Source organism: Nocardioides sp. NPDC057772 (assembly GCF_042798075.1).
In the GTDB taxonomy this organism is placed as follows: domain Bacteria; phylum Actinomycetota; class Actinomycetes; order Propionibacteriales; family Nocardioidaceae; genus Nocardioides.
The window spans coordinates 1-18,837 of record NZ_JBHVKN010000091.1; the positions used below are offsets into that span (position 1 = coordinate 1).

The 18,837-nt window shown below is 69.7% G+C and carries 20 protein-coding genes; 10 read left to right on the forward strand and 10 right to left on the reverse strand.

Annotated features, from left to right (window positions below):
• Window positions 1-49 precede the first annotated feature (49 nt).
• A complete protein-coding gene (locus tag ACFVJS_RS15890; protein ID WP_378881912.1) occupies window positions 50-3,076 on the reverse strand; it encodes a family 16 glycoside hydrolase in 3,027 nt (1,008 codons plus the stop codon).
• 112 nt (window positions 3,077-3,188) lie between these two features.
• A complete protein-coding gene (locus ACFVJS_RS15895) occupies window positions 3,189-3,485 on the reverse strand; it encodes a hypothetical protein (RefSeq protein WP_378881915.1) in 297 nt (98 codons plus the stop codon).
• A gap of 315 nt (window positions 3,486-3,800) precedes the next feature.
• On the opposite strand from ACFVJS_RS15895, the gene ACFVJS_RS15900 reads away from it, so the two are divergent.
• Together ACFVJS_RS15900 and ACFVJS_RS15905 are read left to right on the forward strand one after the other, a co-directional pair.
• Complete coding sequence (locus ACFVJS_RS15900) at window positions 3,801-4,778, forward strand: cyclase family protein (RefSeq protein ID WP_378881918.1); 978 nt, start codon at window positions 3,801-3,803, stop codon at window positions 4,776-4,778.
• Between the two features lie 68 nt (window positions 4,779-4,846).
• Window positions 4,847-5,557, forward strand: a complete 711-nt coding sequence (locus ACFVJS_RS15905; RefSeq protein WP_378881921.1) for a CPBP family intramembrane glutamic endopeptidase — start codon at window positions 4,847-4,849, stop codon at window positions 5,555-5,557.
• Window positions 5,558-5,568: 11 nt separating this feature from the next.
• Here the strand turns inward: ACFVJS_RS15905 and ACFVJS_RS15910 are convergent, their stop codons facing one another.
• The 4 genes from ACFVJS_RS15910 to ACFVJS_RS15925 are packed head-to-tail and all read right to left on the reverse strand — an operon-like array spanning window position 5,569 to window position 8,937.
• A complete protein-coding gene (locus ACFVJS_RS15910; RefSeq protein ID WP_378881924.1) occupies window positions 5,569-6,480 on the reverse strand; it encodes an NAD(P)H-binding protein in 912 nt (303 codons plus the stop codon).
• Between the two features lie 21 nt (window positions 6,481-6,501).
• Complete coding sequence (locus ACFVJS_RS15915) at window positions 6,502-6,873, reverse strand: pyridoxamine 5'-phosphate oxidase (RefSeq protein ID WP_378881926.1); 372 nt, start codon at window positions 6,871-6,873, stop codon at window positions 6,502-6,504.
• A gap of 34 nt (window positions 6,874-6,907) precedes the next feature.
• Window positions 6,908-8,323 (reverse strand): dihydrolipoyl dehydrogenase, encoded by a 1,416-nt coding sequence (lpdA, locus tag ACFVJS_RS15920; protein WP_378881929.1) that lies wholly within the window; start codon window positions 8,321-8,323, stop codon window positions 6,908-6,910.
• Complete coding sequence (locus ACFVJS_RS15925; protein WP_378881931.1) at window positions 8,323-8,937, reverse strand: TetR/AcrR family transcriptional regulator; 615 nt, start codon at window positions 8,935-8,937, stop codon at window positions 8,323-8,325. The genes lpdA and ACFVJS_RS15925 overlap by 1 nt, the downstream gene beginning before the upstream one ends.
• Before the next feature lie 67 nt (window positions 8,938-9,004).
• Here ACFVJS_RS15925 and ACFVJS_RS15930 point away from each other — a divergent pair, with 67 nt between their 5' ends.
• Together ACFVJS_RS15930 and ACFVJS_RS15935 are read left to right on the forward strand one after the other, a co-directional pair.
• Window positions 9,005-9,682: an SGNH/GDSL hydrolase family protein gene (locus tag ACFVJS_RS15930; protein ID WP_378881934.1), complete on the forward strand. Its 678-nt coding sequence runs from the start codon at window positions 9,005-9,007 to the stop codon at window positions 9,680-9,682.
• Window positions 9,683-9,725: 43 nt separating this feature from the next.
• Entirely contained in the window at window positions 9,726-10,502 is a 777-nt protein-coding gene (locus tag ACFVJS_RS15935) for a pentapeptide repeat-containing protein (protein ID WP_378881937.1), read from the forward strand.
• Window positions 10,503-10,508: 6 nt separating this feature from the next.
• Here ACFVJS_RS15935 and ACFVJS_RS15940 read toward each other — a convergent pair whose 3' ends face one another.
• Together ACFVJS_RS15940 and ACFVJS_RS15945 are read right to left on the reverse strand one after the other, a co-directional pair.
• Window positions 10,509-11,561, reverse strand: a complete 1,053-nt coding sequence (locus tag ACFVJS_RS15940) for an NAD(P)-dependent alcohol dehydrogenase (RefSeq protein ID WP_378881961.1) — start codon at window positions 11,559-11,561, stop codon at window positions 10,509-10,511.
• 24 nt (window positions 11,562-11,585) lie between these two features.
• Window positions 11,586-12,041 carry a MerR family transcriptional regulator gene (locus ACFVJS_RS15945; protein ID WP_378881940.1) on the reverse strand — a complete coding sequence of 152 codons (456 nt, stop codon included), beginning with the start codon at window positions 12,039-12,041 and terminating at the stop codon, window positions 11,586-11,588.
• A gap of 152 nt (window positions 12,042-12,193) precedes the next feature.
• On the opposite strand from ACFVJS_RS15945, the gene ACFVJS_RS15950 reads away from it, so the two are divergent.
• Genes ACFVJS_RS15950 through ACFVJS_RS15960 form a run of 3 tightly spaced genes read left to right on the forward strand, consistent with a single transcriptional unit; the run spans window position 12,194 to window position 14,566 of the window.
• Complete coding sequence (locus tag ACFVJS_RS15950) at window positions 12,194-12,991, forward strand: ABC transporter ATP-binding protein (protein ID WP_378881942.1); 798 nt, start codon at window positions 12,194-12,196, stop codon at window positions 12,989-12,991.
• Window positions 12,988-13,752 carry an ABC transporter permease gene (locus ACFVJS_RS15955; protein ID WP_378881945.1) on the forward strand — a complete coding sequence of 255 codons (765 nt, stop codon included), beginning with the start codon at window positions 12,988-12,990 and terminating at the stop codon, window positions 13,750-13,752. Before ACFVJS_RS15950 ends, ACFVJS_RS15955 begins: the two co-directional genes overlap by 4 nt.
• A 40-nt stretch (window positions 13,753-13,792) precedes the next feature.
• Window positions 13,793-14,566 carry a MerR family transcriptional regulator gene (locus tag ACFVJS_RS15960; RefSeq protein WP_378881946.1) on the forward strand — a complete coding sequence of 258 codons (774 nt, stop codon included), beginning with the start codon at window positions 13,793-13,795 and terminating at the stop codon, window positions 14,564-14,566.
• A gap of 37 nt (window positions 14,567-14,603) precedes the next feature.
• Here the strand turns inward: ACFVJS_RS15960 and ACFVJS_RS15965 are convergent, their stop codons facing one another.
• Window positions 14,604-15,491 carry a LysR family transcriptional regulator gene (locus ACFVJS_RS15965; protein WP_378881949.1) on the reverse strand — a complete coding sequence of 296 codons (888 nt, stop codon included), beginning with the start codon at window positions 15,489-15,491 and terminating at the stop codon, window positions 14,604-14,606.
• A 76-nt stretch (window positions 15,492-15,567) separates the two neighbouring features.
• On the opposite strand from ACFVJS_RS15965, the gene ACFVJS_RS15970 reads away from it, so the two are divergent.
• Genes ACFVJS_RS15970 through ACFVJS_RS15980 form a run of 3 tightly spaced genes read left to right on the forward strand, consistent with a single transcriptional unit; the run spans window position 15,568 to window position 17,484 of the window.
• Window positions 15,568-16,650, forward strand: a complete 1,083-nt coding sequence (locus ACFVJS_RS15970; RefSeq protein ID WP_378881951.1) for a TDT family transporter — start codon at window positions 15,568-15,570, stop codon at window positions 16,648-16,650.
• 31 nt (window positions 16,651-16,681) lie between these two features.
• Entirely contained in the window at window positions 16,682-17,161 is a 480-nt protein-coding gene (locus ACFVJS_RS15975) for an ATPase (protein WP_378881954.1), read from the forward strand.
• A complete protein-coding gene (locus tag ACFVJS_RS15980; protein WP_378881956.1) occupies window positions 17,158-17,484 on the forward strand; it encodes an ArsR/SmtB family transcription factor in 327 nt (108 codons plus the stop codon). Before ACFVJS_RS15975 ends, ACFVJS_RS15980 begins: the two co-directional genes overlap by 4 nt.
• On the opposite strand, the gene ACFVJS_RS15985 is transcribed toward ACFVJS_RS15980, so the two are convergent.
• On the reverse strand, window positions 17,453-18,837 hold a 1,385-nt coding region (locus ACFVJS_RS15985; RefSeq protein WP_378881959.1), incomplete at its 5' end, for an FGGY family carbohydrate kinase. The two genes, ACFVJS_RS15980 and ACFVJS_RS15985, sit on opposite strands and share 32 nt — an antisense overlap.

The following is an 18,837-nucleotide window of genomic DNA, read 5'->3' on the forward strand; positions in this document are numbered from 1 at the left end:
CCCTCCCTCCCTGCAGGGGCGCTCACGCCGGCGCGGCGTGGGACCAGCGTCAGTCGGTGAGGTCCTTCAGCTGGACGTTGCGGTAGTAGACGGTCTCACCCCCGCCGTGGTTCTGCATGCCGATGAATCCGGCCAGGTCGCGGGCGGGATCGGTGCTGGTGAAGTCGTTCACCAGGGTCCCGTTGAGGAACACCTTGATCGTCGAACCCTCGACCCGGATGTCGTAGGAGTTCCACGACCCGACGGGCTTGAGGGCGGCCGCGACGGCCTCCGGGTCGGCTCCCTGGAAGGTGTAGATGGCGCCGGTGGTGCGGTCGGGGGCGTCGGAAGCGTCGATCTGGACCTCGTAGCCCTGGTTGACCGCGACCCTCGGGTCGTTGCCGGGGTTGGGGAAGCCGACGAAGACGCCGCCGTTGTCGTCGCGGAGCAGCTTCCAGTCGAGCTTCAGGCTGTACTCGCTGAACTCCTGCTCGGCGTACCACAGCAGGCCCAGACCGTTGGTCGTACGCAGCGAGCAGTCGTCCTGCCGGCCGAACGAGCCCGGTCCAGCCATCCGCCACGAGGCCAGGGAGGACAACGTCCCGTCGAAGAGCGACGTGTAGCCCGGGGCGGGTCGCTGCGGCGTACAGATGTCTTCGCCGCCTCCGACCTTGAGCACGTCGAAGTTGACGTTCCCCTCGTCGCCCTGGTCGTAGCGCAGGGTGATCCGGTTGAGGCCGGCCTTCAGCCGCATCGGCCGGGTCGCGGTGCCCCAGGTCTGCCAGTCGCCGGTGGACTCCAGTGCCCACGGCTCGACCTCGGTGCCGTTGAGGTAGACCGAGACCCGCTTGGTGCCGGGCGCCGGGTCGGGGCCGTTGGCGTAGCGCAGCCGGACCGGGTACGTCCCGGCGCGAGCGACCTTCGCGTCGAAGGTGACCGAGGCGCCGACGTTGCCGAAGCCGTCCACGAACCCGGAGCCGGAGTAACCGTTGTGCTCGACCGCGACATTGGCGCTGCCCCTCAGGGTCGCCTGCTCGGCCTCGAGATAACCCCGGTCAGCCGGTGACTCATAGCCGGGAATCGAGTTGAGCGTGTACCAGGCCTCGGTGTTCCACAGCTCCTTCCCGCCCTCGCTGGTGAACGGCCGCGGCGAGCGCAGGTGCACGACCCGGCCCTCCTCCAGGCCGTCGACGGTGAGCTTCACCGAGGTGCGGTCAGCGGAGACCTCGGCACCCGAGACGAACAGGGGACGCTCGTCGATCTTCGGGCCGCCGTACGTCGGTCGCGGAGCGTAACGCGAGTGGGTCATCCGGAACGCGGCGTTGGGGTTCGAGGCGATCTTCTCGACCGTCTCCTGCGACAGCGGCTTCGTGTAACGGATCTCGAAGCCGTTCCTGGTGGCGCGCATCTGGTGCATGTCGAACGCCGAGCCGTCGGCCGGGCTCATCCGCTGCAGGCCGTAGCGGAGCTTGCCCGGCTCGCTCCAGTTGCCGGCCTCGCCGATACCGCCGACGTAGATCGACCCGTCGGGGCCGAGCAGGGTGCGGTTGACGCCCGCCTCGAGTCCGGCGGACCAGCGGAAGACCGCGCCCTGGTACTCACCCTCGACCTTCTCCAGGAAGCCGCGCTGCAGGCCGCCGTAGGTGACGTCGCCGAAGATCATCTGACCGGCGTACGCGCCCTTGTTCAGCATCATCGGGCTGCTCGGGGAGTTGCCGATCTCGTTCTGTGGCACCCACAGGGCCGGACCGGTGACCGGCTTCTCGTCGAACGGGCCGGCCGGGTTGGTGTAGTGGTTGAAGAACCGCCCCGGCTTGACGTGCACCAGCTTGGAGCTGGGCAGCCAGGCACCCTGGTTGTCCATCACGAACAGGTCGCCGTCAGGCCCGCGCATCATCCCGTTGGGCGTACGCAGCCCACCGGCCAGGTAGGTGATCTCCCCGGTCTTGCGCGAGATCTTCAGCGTCGTGCCGCGGTTGCGTGCCGGCTGGGGGTCGGTGGTCGCGCCACCGAAGTTGATCGCGACGGAGAGGTTGACGTAGAAGCTCTCCTCGTCGTGGAGGAGGCCGAAGGCGAACTCGTGGAAGTTCTCGCCGAAGGGCCACTCCGCCACCTTCCGGTGGTTGTCGTAGAAGCCGTCCCCGTCGGGGTCGGTCAGCTCGGTGAGCTGGTCGCGCTCGGAGACGAAGATCGACTCGCCGATGACGGCCACGCCCATCGGGTTGAACAGGTCGGTCGCGACCTTCTCCACCTCGACGTCCTCGGGTCCGCTGGCCGTGCGGGCGTTGCTGAGGAAGAAGATCTCGCCCGGCTCAGGGTTCTCCACCCAGCCCGACGGGCTCACCGACCCGGAGGTCACCACAGCCAGCCGGCCGTCCGGCGCCCAGTCCAGCGCGGACACCATCGGCTCGAAGCCGTCCGGGCGCAGATCGGTCAGGTCGTACGCCGGGTGGACGCTGTCCAGCTGCATGCCGTCGCCGGCGGTGTCGTTCTGGCCCTCGCAGTACTTCGTGCCCGGTGCGGTCACCCGCACCACGCCTGCCTCGGTGCTCAGGACCTCGGTTGGCACCAGCGCGAAGTCGCTGGCACCCGGCGGGCGCCACTGCAGCCGCAGCACCTCGCCGCCGCCGTTCTCGAAGTGCTCCACCCGCAGGTCGTGGTACCCCTCGCTCAGGCTGACGGAGCCGTCCTTGGCGGTCTCCCCGTGGAGGCCGTCGTGGTTGATGACCTCGGAGCCGTCGATGACCAGCCGGGAGCCGTCGTCGCTGATCAACCGGAAGTCGTACGTCCCGGCAGCATCGATACGCAGGTTGGCCAGGGCGTGCGAGATGAACCGCTCGGCGAGGCCGAAGTCGTCGGGGGAGTCGTAGTCGATGACCGAGGTGAGCTTGTCGACGTTCGGCGTCTGGCCGGCGCGCAGCGTACACAGCTGCTCGATCGGCCGGCTCATGTCGTAGGTGCGCAGGGTGACGCCGGGTTCCTGGGGTGGCAGCTCAGCCTCGGCAGCGGTGGCCGGGCCGCTGCCCAGCAGTGCGGCCGCGACCGACAGGCCGACGAGTGGGCCGAGCACGGCCCTGGATGGGGGGACATGGATCATGGGGGCCTCCGCGGGAGATGTGGCGCGAGTCACATCAGAAGGTAGGGACCCCGGAAGACTTCGTCAAGAAGTTTTGAAACTTTCGCAAGTAAGTTTGAAATGCGAGGAATGGTTACTTTGGCTCTTTCGTCGCAGGTGATCGCCTCGCGGGCGCCACGGCATTGGCATAGGCAGGCATGCCGTACCAGATCTTCGGGGCGAGGTCGGCCGCGTGCGTCGTGACGATCCGGTGGAGCGTCTCGCCGATGGCGCAGTCGTTGTCGTCCATCGCCTCGATCTTCTCGAGGCAGTCGGCCAGGTCGGCTTCGGCCTCCTTGCTGCCGCTGCCACGCTTCGCGGCGGTCCGGCGCTCGGCCGCCGCCTCCTTCATCGCGGCCTTCTCTTCCTCGGTGAATGTGCTGTTCGCCATCGGTCTTTCCTTCCTGAGCAGGTTTGGTGAGACGAGCCTAGAAAGGCGGAAGGACGTACGCTTCTTCGTTCCTGATCAGTCAGAGAAGAGACCTGCACGCGGAGAGGACAGCGCCCGAGACAGCGTCGCCGGAAGGTGAGCGGCCCGGCATCGGAAACGACCCTGGGCAGAGTGAAGCGCGAGATACTGAGACGAGCCACGTGATTGTCGAACGGTGAACGGACACACGATGACTCATTCGATCCCCCGCACCACCTGCCTCTCCGCCCTCTTCGGCATCGCTCCGAAGGCCCGTGACGACGCCGGAGCGAACAGATGACCACACACGACCGCCCGAGCCGGGCCGAGCTCCAGGACCGGCCTGGCCCACTGAGGGGCACCTCCTGGGAGCTCTTCGACGATCCGTGGCGCGGCACGCCGTCGTTCGCGGACGAGCAGGCCGTGGTGGCCGCCGCCGGGCTCGTCCAGCTGGGCGAGGCGTTCGGGCTGGACTACCCGGTCAACGCGTTCATGCCCGGGTTGTCCCAGGCCAGAAAGCCGGCCGAGCACGTCATCTACGCCAACCACCCGGCCCACCGGGACGACTATCTCGACGGCTACTACCTCCAGTCCTCGACCCAGATCGACGGGCTGCGCCACCGGCGAGCCGACGACGCCGGGTTCTACGCCGGGACCGCCGACGAGCTGGTCATCCCCGGGACCGAGGAGATCGGCATCCAGGTCTGGGCCGACCGGCCGATCGTCAGCCGGGGCGTCCTGGTCGACATCGCCGGTCTCCTGTCCCGGCGCGAGGAGGCCCTCGACCACGAGGCCGGTCAGCCGATCCCGTACGACTACATCGATCAGGCTCTCACCGCACAGGCGATCGAGCTGCGTGCCGGCGACGTCGTCATGCTCCACACCGGATGGTGCGAGTGGTTCCTCGAGCTCACCGCCGAGCAGAAGCTGGCGCAGCAGGCACTTCGCCGCGCCACCGGCATCGCGCAGAGCCAGGAGGTGCTGGACTGGGCCTGGGACAACGGGTTGGCGTTGCTCGCCGCGGACACGTTCGCAGTCGAGTGCCTGCCACCCGTCCCGGACTCGCCCTTCACCCAGTCGGCCCCCAACGACCGCGGGATGATGCACCAGGAGTTCCTGGCCAAGCTCGGCATGCCGCTCGGTGAGCTGTGGCGGCTCGGGCCGCTCGCCCGCCGCATGGACCAGCTGCAGCGTTGGGAGGCGTTCCTCAGCGTCAAGCCGCTCAACGTCACCGGCGCGACCGGCTCCCCGGCCAACGCCGTCGCGATCATCTGAACGGACGCTCGCAGCTGGTCCCGTAGGTTGGACGCGAACGCCGCCGTCACCGGAACGAGGGGAGTGTCGTGCGCCGCTGGGTGCGCAGGTCCTTGTGGGACGTGGTCCCGCGCGATCACCGTCAGAGCGACGCTGGTCTGCGCCGCCGTCAAATGGTCGCGGCCGGCTTCGGGGTGCTCGGGGCGATCGTGCTCGGTGTCTCGCTGCGCATCGAGCCGGGCAGCGTCTGGTTCTATCCGGCGACGTTCGCCCTGGCCGGAGTGTGGGCCCTGGGCGCCTTCGTGTCCGGACCGCTGCACCTCGGCCGGATCGGCACCTGGCGCCCGTCCGGCGGCCAGGCCGAGCACCGCCTCGTCCGGCCGGTGCTGTCGCCCATCCTGCTCGGCCTCGGTCTCGCAGGGATCTTCGTGATCGGCGGCCTGGTCGTGCGCGAGATCGACTGGCTGGACCGGCAGGTGCGTTCGGTGGTCGACTTCGCGGACCAGGGCTCCCTGCCGATCCTCATCGTGGTGACCGCCGTGAACGGTGTCGCGGAGGAGCTGTTCTTCCGCGGCGCCGTGTATGCCGCCGTACCCCGCCACCCGGTCGCCTGGACGTCGGTCGTCTACGTGATCGCGACGCTGGCCACCGGCAACGTGATGCTGACCTTCGCGGCGATCCTGCTCGGGGTCGTGGTCGGGCTCGAGCGGCGAGCCTCCGGAGGCGTCCTCGCGCCGATCCTCACCCACTGCGCCTGGTCGCTGTCGATGCTCTTCGCGCTCCCGCTGCTCTTCGGCTGAGAGACGCTGACTCAGATCGCCTTCCCTGCGGCCAGGCGTTCGGCCAGCGCCCGGCGTACGGCCTCGCGATAGGGCAGAGGCTCGCCCGGCACGACATCGAGGATGCGGCGGTCGCGCACGACGACCTCGGTGGTCATGGAGTCGATCAGGTTGCGTCCGGTGGTCACGTCGACATCGGTCACCAGGGCCAACCAGTACGACGAGAGCCGGGGCGTCAGCACCGGGACCGGGATGACGGGGATCGATCGGCCGTTGGCCATCTCCGAGGCGACGGTCAGCATGTCGAGGTACGTCATCGGGTCGGGGCCGCCGATCTCGAAGGTCTCTCCGATGGCGCCCTCGTTGTCGATGACGCCCGCGAGATAGCGGATCACGTCGTCGACGGCGATGGGCTGGGTCCGTGTGGAGGTCCACCTCGGCACCACCATGGCCGGAAGGTTCTTGACCAGTTGCCGGGTCAGCTCCCAGGAGACGCCGCCGTGGCCGACGACGATCGCGGCTCGCAGCGTCGTGACGGGTACGCCACCCGCGCCGAGCAGGGACTCGACCTCACGCCGCGACCGCAGGTGGGGCGACAGCTCCCCGTCGTCCTCGCCGAGCCCGCCGAGATAGACGATCTGGCGGACCCCGGCCCGGGCAGCGGCGACACCGAAGGCGCGGGCGGCCCGGGCGTCGCGCTCCTCGAAGTCGTCGTGGTCGAGCGAGTGCACCAGGTAGACCGCGACATCGGCGCCGTCGAGCGCGGCCGGCAGCGTGGCCGGGTCGTCGACGTCGGCGCCCACCGCCTCACCGGGGCCGTCGTAGTCGTCCGGCCGCCGGGTCATCGCCCGCACCTTGGTGCCGCGTTCGGTCAGCTCCTCGACCAGCCGCCGACCGATGAAGCCGGTTGCGCCGGTGACGAGCACGGTGGTCGAGGTCTCCATGGGTCGAGCCTACGGACACCGTCAGCCGACCGGGCGGCAGTCCTGCCCGCAGCCGTCCTCGGCGACCGGCCCGGAGGCGTGCGAGGCCGGCCTATGCAGCACCGCACCGGTCGGCGTCACCACGACGTCGGAGCCGTCCACGCGACCGGTGCCGTCGACGATCAGCGCGTGCTCGCGCGGCGTGAGCGGGGCGTACGTCAGGGTGAGCACCGGGTTGGCGGCGAGGTTCGCCCGCGTGCCGCCGCCGGGGTCGGCGATCCGCAGCGTCGAGCCCTCGACGACCGGGTCCACGACCACGACCTTGATCCGCTCGCCCGCGGTGGTCAGCAGGAACCCGCTGCCGAAGCGCTCGAGCGTGGCGGCGAGATCGGACAGTGCGACCGGGATGCTCATATCCGGCACCCTAGCCCGACCTCGGCGGCCTGGGTCAGAGGTTGATCATGTGACCCGCGATGCCGTGGACGGCCTCCTTGACCGCCTCGGAGAGCGTCGGGTGGGCGAACACGTTCCGGGCGACCTCGTCGGCGGTGAGATCCCAGTGCTGGGCCAGGGTGAGGACCGGCAGCTGCTCGGTGACGTCGGGGCCGATCAGGTGGGCTCCGAGCAGCTCGTTGTGCTCGGCGTCGGCCACGACCTTCACGAAGCCGACGGTCTCGCCGAGACCGCGCGCCTTCCCGTTCGCGGAGAACGGGAAGGTGGCGGTCTTGACGTCGTAGCCCTTCTCCTCGGCCTGCGCCTCGGTGTAGCCGAAAGAGGCGATCTGCGGCTGGCAGAAGGTCGCCCGCGGGACCATGTCGATGTCGATGGGCATCGTCTCCACGCCGGCGATCGTCTCCGCGGCGACGATGCCCATCCCTTCGGCGACGTGGGCGAGCATGAGCTTCCCGGTGACATCGCCGATCGCGTAGACGTGCGGAACGTTCGTACGTCCGCGATCGTCGATCGCGATGGCGCCGCGCTCGGTGGTGGCGACGCCCAGCTTCTCCAGTCCGTAGCCGCTGACCCGCGGCGCGAAGCCGAACGCGGCGAGCATCGTGTCCGCCTCGAGGACGGTCCCACGGGCTCCGCCGACGGGAGAGACGGTGACACGTACGCCGGGACCGGTGTCCTCGGCCCGCGTCACCGCGGTCGAGGTGAGGACGGTGATGCCGAGCTTCCGGTACTGCCGCAGCAGCTCCTTGGAGACGTCGGCGTCCTCGGTCGGGACCATCCGGTCGGCGTACTCGACGATCGTCACGTCGACGCCGAAGCTCTTCATCACGTAGGCGAGCTCGACGCCGATGGCGCCGGAGCCGCCGATGACGATCGACCCGGGCAGCTCCTCGGTGAGGATCAGCTCCTCGTAGGTGACGATGTTGCGCCCGTTGGGGACGACCCCTGGCACGCTGCGCACGGTCGCGCCGGTCGCGATGATCAGGTCGTCGCAGGTGTAGGTCGTCGTGACGCCGTCCCGGCCGGTCACCTCGATCGCCAGCGTGCCGTCGGCCAAGGGTGGGGTGAGCGTGCCCCAGCCGTCGATCTCGGTGATCTTGTTCTTCCGCATCAGGAAGTGGACGCCCTTGGCGCTCGCGTCGGCGACCTGGCGGCTGCGCTGCCAGCTCCCGGAGTAGTCGACGCTCGCGTCGCCGCGGATCGAGAAGGCGTCCTTCTGGTGGGTCAGCAGGTGGGCGATCTCGGCGTTGCGCAGCAGCGCCTTGGCCGGGATGCAGCCGACGTTGAGGCAGACGCCGCCCCAGTACCTGTCCTCCACGACCGCGACGGACCGGCCGAGCTGGGCGGCGCGCACGGCCGCGGTGTAGCCGCCGGGCCCGGCTCCCAGCACCAGGACATCGACATGGTTCATCAGTTCTCCTTCTCCCGTGCGCCGATGATCCGGCGCATCCCCTGGTAGGCGTGGTCGGCGGCCCGGTCGTCCCCGTGGAGGAGGAGTGCCGGGGTGATGAACGAGGCGAGTGACTCGAGGCCGAATACGACCGCCTCCACATCGGTGTCGTCCGGGAGGTCGCCGGCCTCCACGGCCGTGGTGACGTCGGCGCGCAACGTGGCCCGCCACTGGCTGCGTCCCTCGAGCAGTCGCTCGTGGACGACGCCGGAGCGGCCGTCGTAGTCGTAGGTCACCTGCGTCATCAGGCACCCGCCTGGATAGCCCGGGTCGGCTGCGTACTCGGTCCAGGCCTCGCACGTGGCCAGCAGGCGGGGGAGGCCCGCCGGGAACCGCTTGACCGTGTCCCAGACGCGGGTGCGGAAGTCAGCGAAGACCATCTCGACCGTCTCCAGCTGGAGGGCCTCCTTGGTGCGGAACTGCCCGATCACCCCGGACTTGCTCATCTGGACGACCTCGGCCAGTCGCCCGATCGTCACGCTGTCCAGGCCCTCGACGGAGGCCAGGTCGGCTGCGGCCTTGAGCACGCTCCGTCGGGTCTCGAGTGCCGCCTGCGCGGATGCACGTCCTGCCATGCCCCCAACTTTAGCGCACGAACGATCGCTATTGCATGACGTACGATCGTGCGCTTAATCTCATTTCATGACGACTCACGAACTGACCGGCGGCTTCGAGCTGGAGGCGACCGACCCGCACTGCATCGATCCGGTGGCCGCCGCCGACCGACTCCGCCACCAGCCGTGGCAACGCTTCGCCGTGCTCGGTGACAGCGTCACCGCCGGGGTGCGGGGGCCGCTGGACGGCTACCGCGACGCCTCCTTCTCCGATCGCCTCGTGGAGGCACTGGCGAGCACCCGTCCCGGGTTCGAGTCGGTGAACCTCGCCATCCCCTACCTGACCGTCGCCGAGATCCGGGAGGTGCAGCTCGAGCCGGCCCTCGCGTTCGCTCCCGACGCCGTGCTCGTGAGCGCGGGCGGGAACGACGCCTTCAATCCGTTCGACCCCGACGAGCTGCGTACGCAGCTCGAGCTGCTCCTCGTGCCGCTGGCCCAGAGCGGTGCCACGGTCCTCACCGTCGGGCTCTTCGACCTCGCCCGATCCGGGCTGGTGCCTGCCGATCAGGCGGGAGACATGGCCGAGCGGTTCGACACCCTGGACCGGATCACCGCCGAGGTCACCGGGCGCCTGGGCGGGATCCACATCGACACGCACCACCATCCGCTGGCGGCCGACGCGTCTATCTACGCCCGCGATCGCATCCACGGCAACGCCCGTGGGCACGCGGTGGCCTTCGCCGCCATCGTCGACGCTCTCGCCTGACCGGGTCACGGCCCGGGCGGGCCAGAGGATTAGCCTGCCTCCGATGAGCACCTATCGGTCCGACTGCTCCCGCTGCGCGGGCCTGTGCTGCGTGGCGCTGCCCTTCGCCCGCTCGGCCGACTTTCCGGAGGACAAGGCCGGCGGTGATCCGTGCCGCCACCTCGGGCCCGACTTCGGGTGCAGGATCCACGACCAGCTGCGGATGCGTGGGTATGCCGGCTGCACCGTGTTCGAGTGTTTCGGCGCAGGTCAGCAGGTCACCCAGGTGACCTTCGGCGGCGTGGACTGGCGGGCCGAGCCGGCCTCGCGGCAGGACATGTTCGACGTCTTCGCCGTGATGCGGCAGCTGCACGAGATGCTGGCGCTGCTCGAAGAGGCCGCCGGGCGAAGCTCATCATCCGACCTCGCCGAGCTGGCCGAGGAGGTCTCCTCCGCGGCGGGCGGCTCCGCCGACCAGGTGCTCGCCACCGACGTCGGCGCGCTCCGCTCGGCGGTCGGGGATGCGCTCCGCCGGGTGAGCGCAGAGGTACGCCGCCCCGCAGGCCAGTCGCTGGCGGGTGCCGACCTGCTCGGTCGTGATCTGCGTCGGCGGGACCTGCGCCGTGCTGATCTCAGGAGCGCACTCCTGGTGGCCGCCGACCTGCGCGGCGTCGATCTCACCGACGCCGACCTGCTCGGCGCCGATCTCCGCGACGCCGCGGTCGCGGGCGCCGACCTCTCCCGGGCGCTCTTCCTCACCCCGGCGCAGGTCAATGCCCTGCGAGGAGACGGGACCACCCGCCTGCCCGCAGGGCACGACCGACCCGCCCACTGGGGCTAGTGGGGATCAGCCCAGTGTGGCCGTGTCGATGACGAAGCGGTAGCGCACGTCGGAGGCCAGAACCCGGGCGTACGTCTCGTTGATCTGGTCCGCCGAGATCACCTCGACGTCGGCGCCGATGCCGTGCTCGGCGCAGAAGTCGAGCATCTCCTGGGTCAGCGGGATGCCGCCGATCATCGAGCCGGCGAAGTTGCGGCGACCGGTGAGCAGCGAGAACACGTTGACGCTCAGCGGCTCGGCCGGGGCGCCGACGTTGACCATGGTGCCGTCCACGGCGAGCAGCCCGAGGTAGTCGTCGACCGGGATCGGGGCGCTGACCGTGTTCACGATCAGGTCGAAGCTGTTCTTCAGCCTCTCGAACGTCGCCGGGTCCGAGGTGGCGTAGTAGTGGTCGGCGCCGAGACGCAGACCGTCCTCCTGCTTCTTCAGCGACTGCGACAGCACCGTGACCTCGGCGCCCATCGCGTGCGCGACCTTGACGCCCATGTGGCCGAGACCGCCGAGCCCGACGATCGCCACCTTCTTGCCGGGGCCGGCGCCCCACCGCTTCAGCGGAGCGTACGTCGTGATCCCGGCGCACAGCAGGGGCGTGGCGGCCGCGGGGTCGAGGCCGTCCGGCACCTTGAGCGCGAAGTGCGCGTCGACGACGACGTGGGTGGAGTAGCCACCCTGGGTGAAGGTGCCGTCCCGGTCCTTCGCGGCGTACGTCCCGACCGCGCCGCCGGGCGTGGAGCAGTGCTGCTCGTCGCCGTTGCGGCAGTTGGCGCACTCGCCGCACGAGTTGACGAAGCAGCCGACGCCGACGCGGTCGCCGACCTTGTGGTCGGTGACGGCCGAGCCGACCTCGGTGACGCGGCCGACGATCTCGTGGCCCGGGACGACCGGGAACGGCTGCGGGCCCCAGTCGCCGTTGACGGTGTGGATGTCGGAGTGGCAGATGCCGGCGTACTCGATCGCGATGAGGACGTCGTTCTCCCCGACCGCGCGGCGCTCGATGGTGGTCGGGGCCAGCGGCTCGCCGGCGGAGGGGGCTGCGTACGCGTTGACGCGCAAGGCGATCTCCTTGGATCTGATGATGGTGGGTTACCTGAGGCGTTCGCGGATCTGGTCCGCCAACGCGAGTGACTGCGCCGAGAGCTGCTCGGCACGCTCCTGGTCGTCCGCCGCGACGGCACGCCAGTAGTCGACCTTGATGCCGACGTACCTGCGCCGCATCTCGAGTGTCTCGGCCTCCCGGGCGAGGCGCTCGGCGTGCTCGGCGAGCAGGTCGATCTGCTCGCCTGCGCCCTCGCGGCCGAGGCGGACGTTGGAGACGTACGTCCTCATATCGTCGATCGAGAGGCCGATCGCGGCGAGGCAGGCGACACCGGTCAGCTTGTCCAGGTCGGACTCGTCGTAGACCCGGTGCCCGCTGCTCGCGCCGCGGCTGACCGGCTCGATCAGCCCGATCGTCTCGTAGTAGCGCAGCGTGCTGGCCGGCAGTCCGGTCAGCGTCGCCACCTCCCGGATCGTGTACGTCCGAGTCGTCGATGCAGTCACGCAAATGACGCTAAGAACTTCAAGTACTTGAAGTCAAAGGGCAGATTTTTCGGACTTCGCTACTCCCGGGACGCCCTCGATCGGGACGGTCGAAAAAAGGTCAGAACTTCCGCTTGACCTTGACCCAGCGTCAACCCTCGACGCTGTTCGACATGAACCCGACACCAGCAATCGAGATCGCCGGACTGACCAAGTCCTACGGCGACGTACACGTCCTCCAGGGCGTCGACATGAGCGTCGAGAAGGGCAGCATCTTCGCCCTCCTCGGCTCCAACGGCGCCGGCAAGACCACGACCGTGAAGATCCTGACGACGCTCCTCAAGGCGGACGGTGGCCAGGCGACGGTCAACGGCTTCGACGTCGCGACGCAGGCCCAGGACGTACGCACGTCCATCAGCCTCACCGGCCAGTTCGCCGCCGTCGACGAGATCCTGACCGGTCGGGAGAACCTCGTCCTGATCGCCAAGCTGCTCCGCCAGCAGGACCCGGGCGCGGTCGCCGACGACCTTCTCGCCCGGTTCTCGCTCACCGAGGCCGGCAACCGCCGGGTCTCGACGTACTCCGGTGGTATGCGTCGCCGGATCGACATCGCGATGAGCCTCATCGGCAACCCGCCGGTGATCTTCCTCGACGAGCCGACCACCGGTCTCGACCCGGAGGCCCGGATCGAGGTCTGGCAGGCGGTCAAGGAGCTCGCCGCCAACGGCACGACCGTCCTGCTCACCACGCAGTACCTCGAGGAGGCCGAGCAGCTCGCCGACCGGATCGCGATCCTCCACGAGGGCCGCATCATCGCCAACGGCACCCTCGCCGAGCTCAAGGCGATGTTCCCGCCGGCCAAGCAGGAGTACGTCGAGAAGCAGCCGACCCTCGAGGAGGTCTTCCTCGCCATCACCAGCAAGTCCAACGGCACGTCCGCCGACACCGACAACGTCAAGGAGTCACGATGACCACCCGATTCTTCGGCGACACCGCCGTCCTGCTCGGCCGCTCCCTGCGACACATCAGCCGCAGCCCCGACACCATCGTCACCACCGCGATCACGCCGATCGCCATGATGCTCATGTTCGTGTACGTCTTCGGCGGCGCGATCGACACCGGCTCCCACGAGAGCTACGTCAGCTATCAGCTACCGGGCATCCTGTTGATCACGATCGCCTCGGGCATCGCCTACACCGCCTACCGTCTGTTCCAGGACAAGAACGGCGGCATGTTCGACCGGTTCCAGTCGATGCCGATCGCGCGGTCCGCGGTGCTGTGGGGTCACGTGCTGACCTCGGTGGTGGCCAACATGATCTCGCTGGTCGTGGTGGTGCTCGTCGCCCTGCTGATGGGCTTCCGCACCGGTGCCAGCGTGCTCGACTGGCTGGCCGTCATCGGCATCCTGGTCCTGTTCACTCTCGCGCTGACCTGGCTCGCGGTGGTTCCGGGACTGACGGCCGGCACGGTCGAGGGAGCCAGCGCGTTCTCCTACCCGCTGATCTTCCTGCCCTTCCTCAGCTCGGCGTTCGTGCCGACCGACACCATGCCCGGCCCGGTGCGCGCCTTCGCCGAGCACCAGCCGGTCACCTCGATCGTCGACTCCATCCGGGCGATCTTCTCCGGTCAGGAGCTGGGCAACGAGCTGTGGATCGCACTGGCCTGGTGCGTCGGCCTCCTGGTCGTCGCGTACGTCCTGGCCACCGCGGCCTATCGCCGCAAGTTCGCCTGAACCGCGCGACAAGGGGCCGTGTTCCCGTCACTATTCGGGAATGCTCACGATCAGCCAGCTGGCGTCGTACGCCGGTGTCACCGTCAGGGCCGTTCGCCACTACCACGCCAAAGGGCTGCTGGTCGAGCCGGAGCGGGACCACTCGGGATACCGACGCTACGACGCCGCTGCCGTGGTCGACCTGATCAAGATCCGCATCCTCGCCGACGCCGGCGTCCCGCTCTCCCGTGTCAAGGAGCTGCTGGACGCCGGCGACGACGATTTCAAGAAGGCCGTGGCCGAGATCGACAAGCGTCTCCGTCTCGAGATCCGCGAGCTGCAGGGCCACCGCGAGCGGATCGCCCGGCTCGTGCACGGCGACGGGCTCGCCCTCCCGCCTGAGGCGGTCGCCTATCTGGAACGGATGCGGGAGCTCGGCATTCCACAGCGGATCATCGATGGCGAGAGGGACGCCTGGATCATCGTCGCGGCCCAGCAGCCACAGAGCATGGAGGCCTTCATCCGCAGCAAGATCGGCCAGCTCGACGACCCGTCGGTCGTCGAGACGTACAAGCAGATGGAGGCCATGCTCGACTGGAAACCCGGAGATCCGCGTCTGGAGACCATCGCCGACCAGATCGTCTCGCAGCTCGAAGCGATCTCTCCCGAGGATTGGGCCGCCTACGTCGAGGACGATCAGGCCATGCCACCCGAGCTCGTCGCCCTGCTCGACTCGATGTTCGTCGAGCAGGTCCCGGTCGCCGGCGACCTCATGCGCCTGGTCGAGAAGCGCGGCTACACCGGCTGGACCAAGCTCGAGCGGATCCGGGACTAGAAGGACGTACGCCCCGGGGTGCTCCGGCGGCTCAGGCTCAGGCTCCGGCGATCGCGAGGAGATCGCGGACCGGCCCGGCGGGAGGGCGGGCACCGCCTACCCAGACGGCCCGGAACTCCCGGGACAGGTCCAGCTCCGCCACCGGCACCCGGACCAGGGTGCCGAGGTCGACATCGGCCTGCGTCGCCCGGCTCGACACGAACGCCGGCGATCCTCCTGCGCGGACGGCGGCGAGGATCGCGGCGTTCGTCGCGAACTCCACCTCGGGATCCGCCAGCCGCTCGCCGGCGGCCGCCAACGCGGACTCGACGACCGCCCGCGTGCCGGAGCCGTGCTCGCGGCAGGTCAGCGGGCGGGTCGCGAGCTCGCGTGCGCTGATCCCGCCACGGCGTCGGGCCCAGCGGTCATCGGGCGCCGCGACCAGCACGAGGTCGTCCACGCCGACCTTCGTGGTGGAGAGTCCCGCGGTGTCGACCGGACCCTCGACGAAGCCCAGGTCTGCCTCGCCCTGACGCACGGCGGTGACGACGTCCTCGGAGTTGGCGGCCCGAAGGCTCACCGCCACCCGGCGCTGCTGCCGTAGACGTACGAGCCAGCGGGGGAGCAGATACTCGGCCGTCGTCATCGACGCGTGCACGTGCAGCTCGTCGGAGCGGCCGCTTCGCAGTGTCTGCAGCGCGGTCTCGATCTCGTCGGCGCGTTCGAGCAGGTCTGCGCTCCACTCGACCAGCAGCCTTCCCGCCTGGGTCAGCTCCGATCCGCGATGCGCCCGCTGCACCAGCACCAGCCCGACCTGGGTCTCCATCGCCCGCAGCCGCTCCGAGGCAGACTGCTGCGATATCCCCGCCGCCCGGCCCGCGGCGCCGATGCTGCCCAGTCGGGCGACGTCGGCGAGCAGCCGGAGGGATGGAAGGTCGGGCACCATGCTCACAGGGTATCCCTGTGAGCCCACAGTCATCTGGGTTCTACCGCCGCTCCGCGCCCGCGCCGAGCATGGAGACATGAGGCTCCCCTACGGTCCGAACTGGTACGCAGCCACGATGGGCACCGGCATCGTCGCCGTCGTCCTGCCCGGTCTTCCCTTCCGGGTGCCGGGGGCGATGCCGGTCGCGCTGACGTTCTGGCTGGCGGCGAGCCTCCTCCTGGTGGCGACGGCGACGGTGATGATGCGCGGCATCCGGCAGGACGGCTCGCTGCTGCGTCGCCACTACGACGACCCGGTGCTGTCCCACTTCTACGGAGCCCCGGCGATGGCGCTGATGACGGTCGGCGCCGGCGCGGTCGGGGTCGGGGTCGACATCCTCGGTACCCGTGCGGCGGTCGGGCTGGGCTCGGTCCTGTGGGCGGCCGGCACGCTCCTCGGCCTGTGGACCGCGATCGCCGTGCCCTACCGGGCGATCACCCGTCATGAGGTCGCCGACGACAGCGCCACCGGTGGGTGGCTGATGCCGGTCGTGCCTCCCATGGTCTCGGCGACGACCGGCGCCGCTCTGGTGCCGCACCTCCCGGCCGGCCAGGCCCGCGAGACCCTCCTTCTCGTCTGCTACGCCCTCTTCGGGCTGACCATGATCGCCGGGTTCCTGGTGCTCAACCAGCTCTGGCAGCGGCTGATCCGTCATGGGGCGCTGGCTCCGGCGACGCTGCCGACCGTGTGGATCGTGCTCGGTTTTCTCGGCCAGTCGACCACGGCGGTCCATCACCTCGGTGTGCTCGCGCCGTCGGTGGTGCCCGGCTACGGGCACGCGCTCGGCATGCTCGCCGTCTGCTATGGCGTGCCGGTGTGGGGTTTCACCATGCTGTGGAGCGCACTGGCGCTGGCGCTGACGGTGCGCCAGGTCCGCGTCGGCCTGCCGGTGGCGGCGACCTGGTGGTCGTTCACGTTCCCCGTCGGGACCGTCGCCACGGGCAGCAGTGCCCTCGCGGCCGCGACCGGCCTGGCGCTCTTCGAGATCAGTGCCGCGATCGCGACGCTCGGGCTGCTGGTGGGGTGGTTCGCCGCTGCGTACGCGACCCTGCGGCTCTTCGCCGGTCCGCCGGTATTGCAACCTGAGGGTTGCAGGATGCTGGTGGAAGTGCAACACTGAGGTTGCACTTCCGCTATCCGAGGAGGACCCCATGGTTCACACCGCCGAGGAGCTCGCCGAGCTCGACAGCATCAGCCGCCAGATCGACATCTCAGCCAGCGCCGAGAAGGTCTGGTCGCTCATCACCCGCCCGGGGTGGTACGTCAACGACGGCACCGTCCTCGACGACCCGGACACCCGCGTCGAGACCGCCGACGACGGCACCGAGATCGCCGTCGTCACCCACCCCACGATGGGTGAGTTCCGGTTCCGCACGGTCGAGCTCGACGAGCCACGCTACGCCGCGTTCCGCTGGCTCGGCACCCCGTACCGCGATGTCACCGAAGGCACCCTGGTCGAGTTCTGGATCAAGGACAACCCGGCCGGCGGCGTCACCCTCGAGGTCCTGGAGAGCGGCTTCTCCACCCTGTCCGAGGACCCGGCGGTCTGGCTCAAGGAGCGCGAGGGAAACGACAACGGCTGGGCCATGGAGCTCGAGGCTGCCAAGACGTACGTCGAGGCGCGGGCGTGACCACCACACCCACGCTCCCCGAGATGTGCGCGGCCCTGGGTGACCAGACCCGCTGGGACATCCTCACCCGGCTGGGGCAGGAGACCATGTCCGCCTCCGCCCTGGCCCGGGTGCTCCCGGTCAGCCGCCAGGCGATCGTCAAGCACCTCGACGTACTCTCCGACGCCGGCCTCGTCACCGCCGAGCGCCGCGGCCGCGAGATCGTCTACGCCGCCCTCGGCTCCCGCTTCAACGCCCTCGCCCACGAGCTCGACCGCATCGGCAACGCCTGGGACACCAGGCTCCGCGCCCTCAAGTCCCTGGCCGAGTCCTCGGACGACTGACGCAAGAGAGGTCTCGCGCACCCCAGCCGATCGCGAGCTCGACCGCCCGCCGCCACCGAGCGAACTCGGCATCCCGGTCGGCGGCGGACATGGCGGGCAGCCACTCGGCCGCTCGCCGCCAGTGCCGCCGCAGAACCTGCCGGTCGGGCCAGTAGCCGGCCCCGAGACCGGCGGCGTAGGCGGCACCTCGGGAGACCGTCTCGGCCACCATCGGACGTACGACGGGGATGTCGAGGAAGTCGGCGATGGTCTGCATGAGGAGGTTGTCGGCGGTCATGCCGCCGTCGACGGCGAGCCGGGTCAGCGGCGCCGCGGCGTCGGCGTTCATCGCGTCGATGACCTCGCGGGTCTGCCAGGCGGTGGCCTCGAGGACGGCGCGGCACAGATGCGCCTTGGTGACGTACGAGGTCAGCCCGACGATCACGCCGCGGGCATCGGGCTCCCAGTGCGGTGCGTACAGACCGGTGAACGCGGGGACGACGTAGCAGCCACCGTTGTCGGGGACGGTCAGCGCCTGGGTCTCGATCTCCGCGGCCGAACGGATCAGCCCGAGGCTGTCGCGGAACCACTGCACGAGCGAGCCGGCGACGGCGATCGATCCCTCCAGCGCATAGGCGGCGGGCTCGCCCTCCATCGCGTGCGCAACCGTGGTGATCAGCCCGTGCTGCGAGCGCACCGGCGAGGTGCCGGTGTTGAGGAGCAGGAAGCCACCGGTGCCGAAGGTGCACTTCGCGTCGCCGCGGTCGAACCCCGCCTGTCCGAACAGCGACGCCTGCTGGTCGCCGATCACCGCCGTCAGCGGGATCCCCTCGATCGGCGCCACCGTGGTCCCGAACGAGGAGACCGTCGGTCGGATCTCGGGCAGCATCGCCCGCGGCACCCGCATCGCCGCCAGCAGCTCAGGGTCCCAGTCGAGCGTGCTGAGGTTCATCAGCATCGTACGGCTGGCGTTCGTCACGTCGGTGACGTGCGCCCCGCCGACAGTGCCGTTGGCAGGCCCGCCGGTCAGGTTCCAGACCAGCCAGGAGTCCATCGTCCCGAACAGCAGGTCCCCGCGCTCCGCCCGCTCCCGCAACGCCGGGGACGAGTCGAGCAGCCAGCGCACCTTCGGTCCGGAGAAGTACGTCACCAACGGCAGCCCGCTCCGAGCCTGGATCTCCGCCTCCGGCATGTCGGCGGCGACCGCGGGCAGCACGGCGGACGACCGGGTGTCCTGCCACACGATGGCGTTGTGAACGGGCCGACCGGTGTGCCGGTCCCACACGACGGTGGTCTCGCGCTGGTTGGTGATCCCGAGCGCGGCGATGTCCTTGTCCGTGAGCCCCTTGCGGCCGAGCGCGGTCTGGATCACCG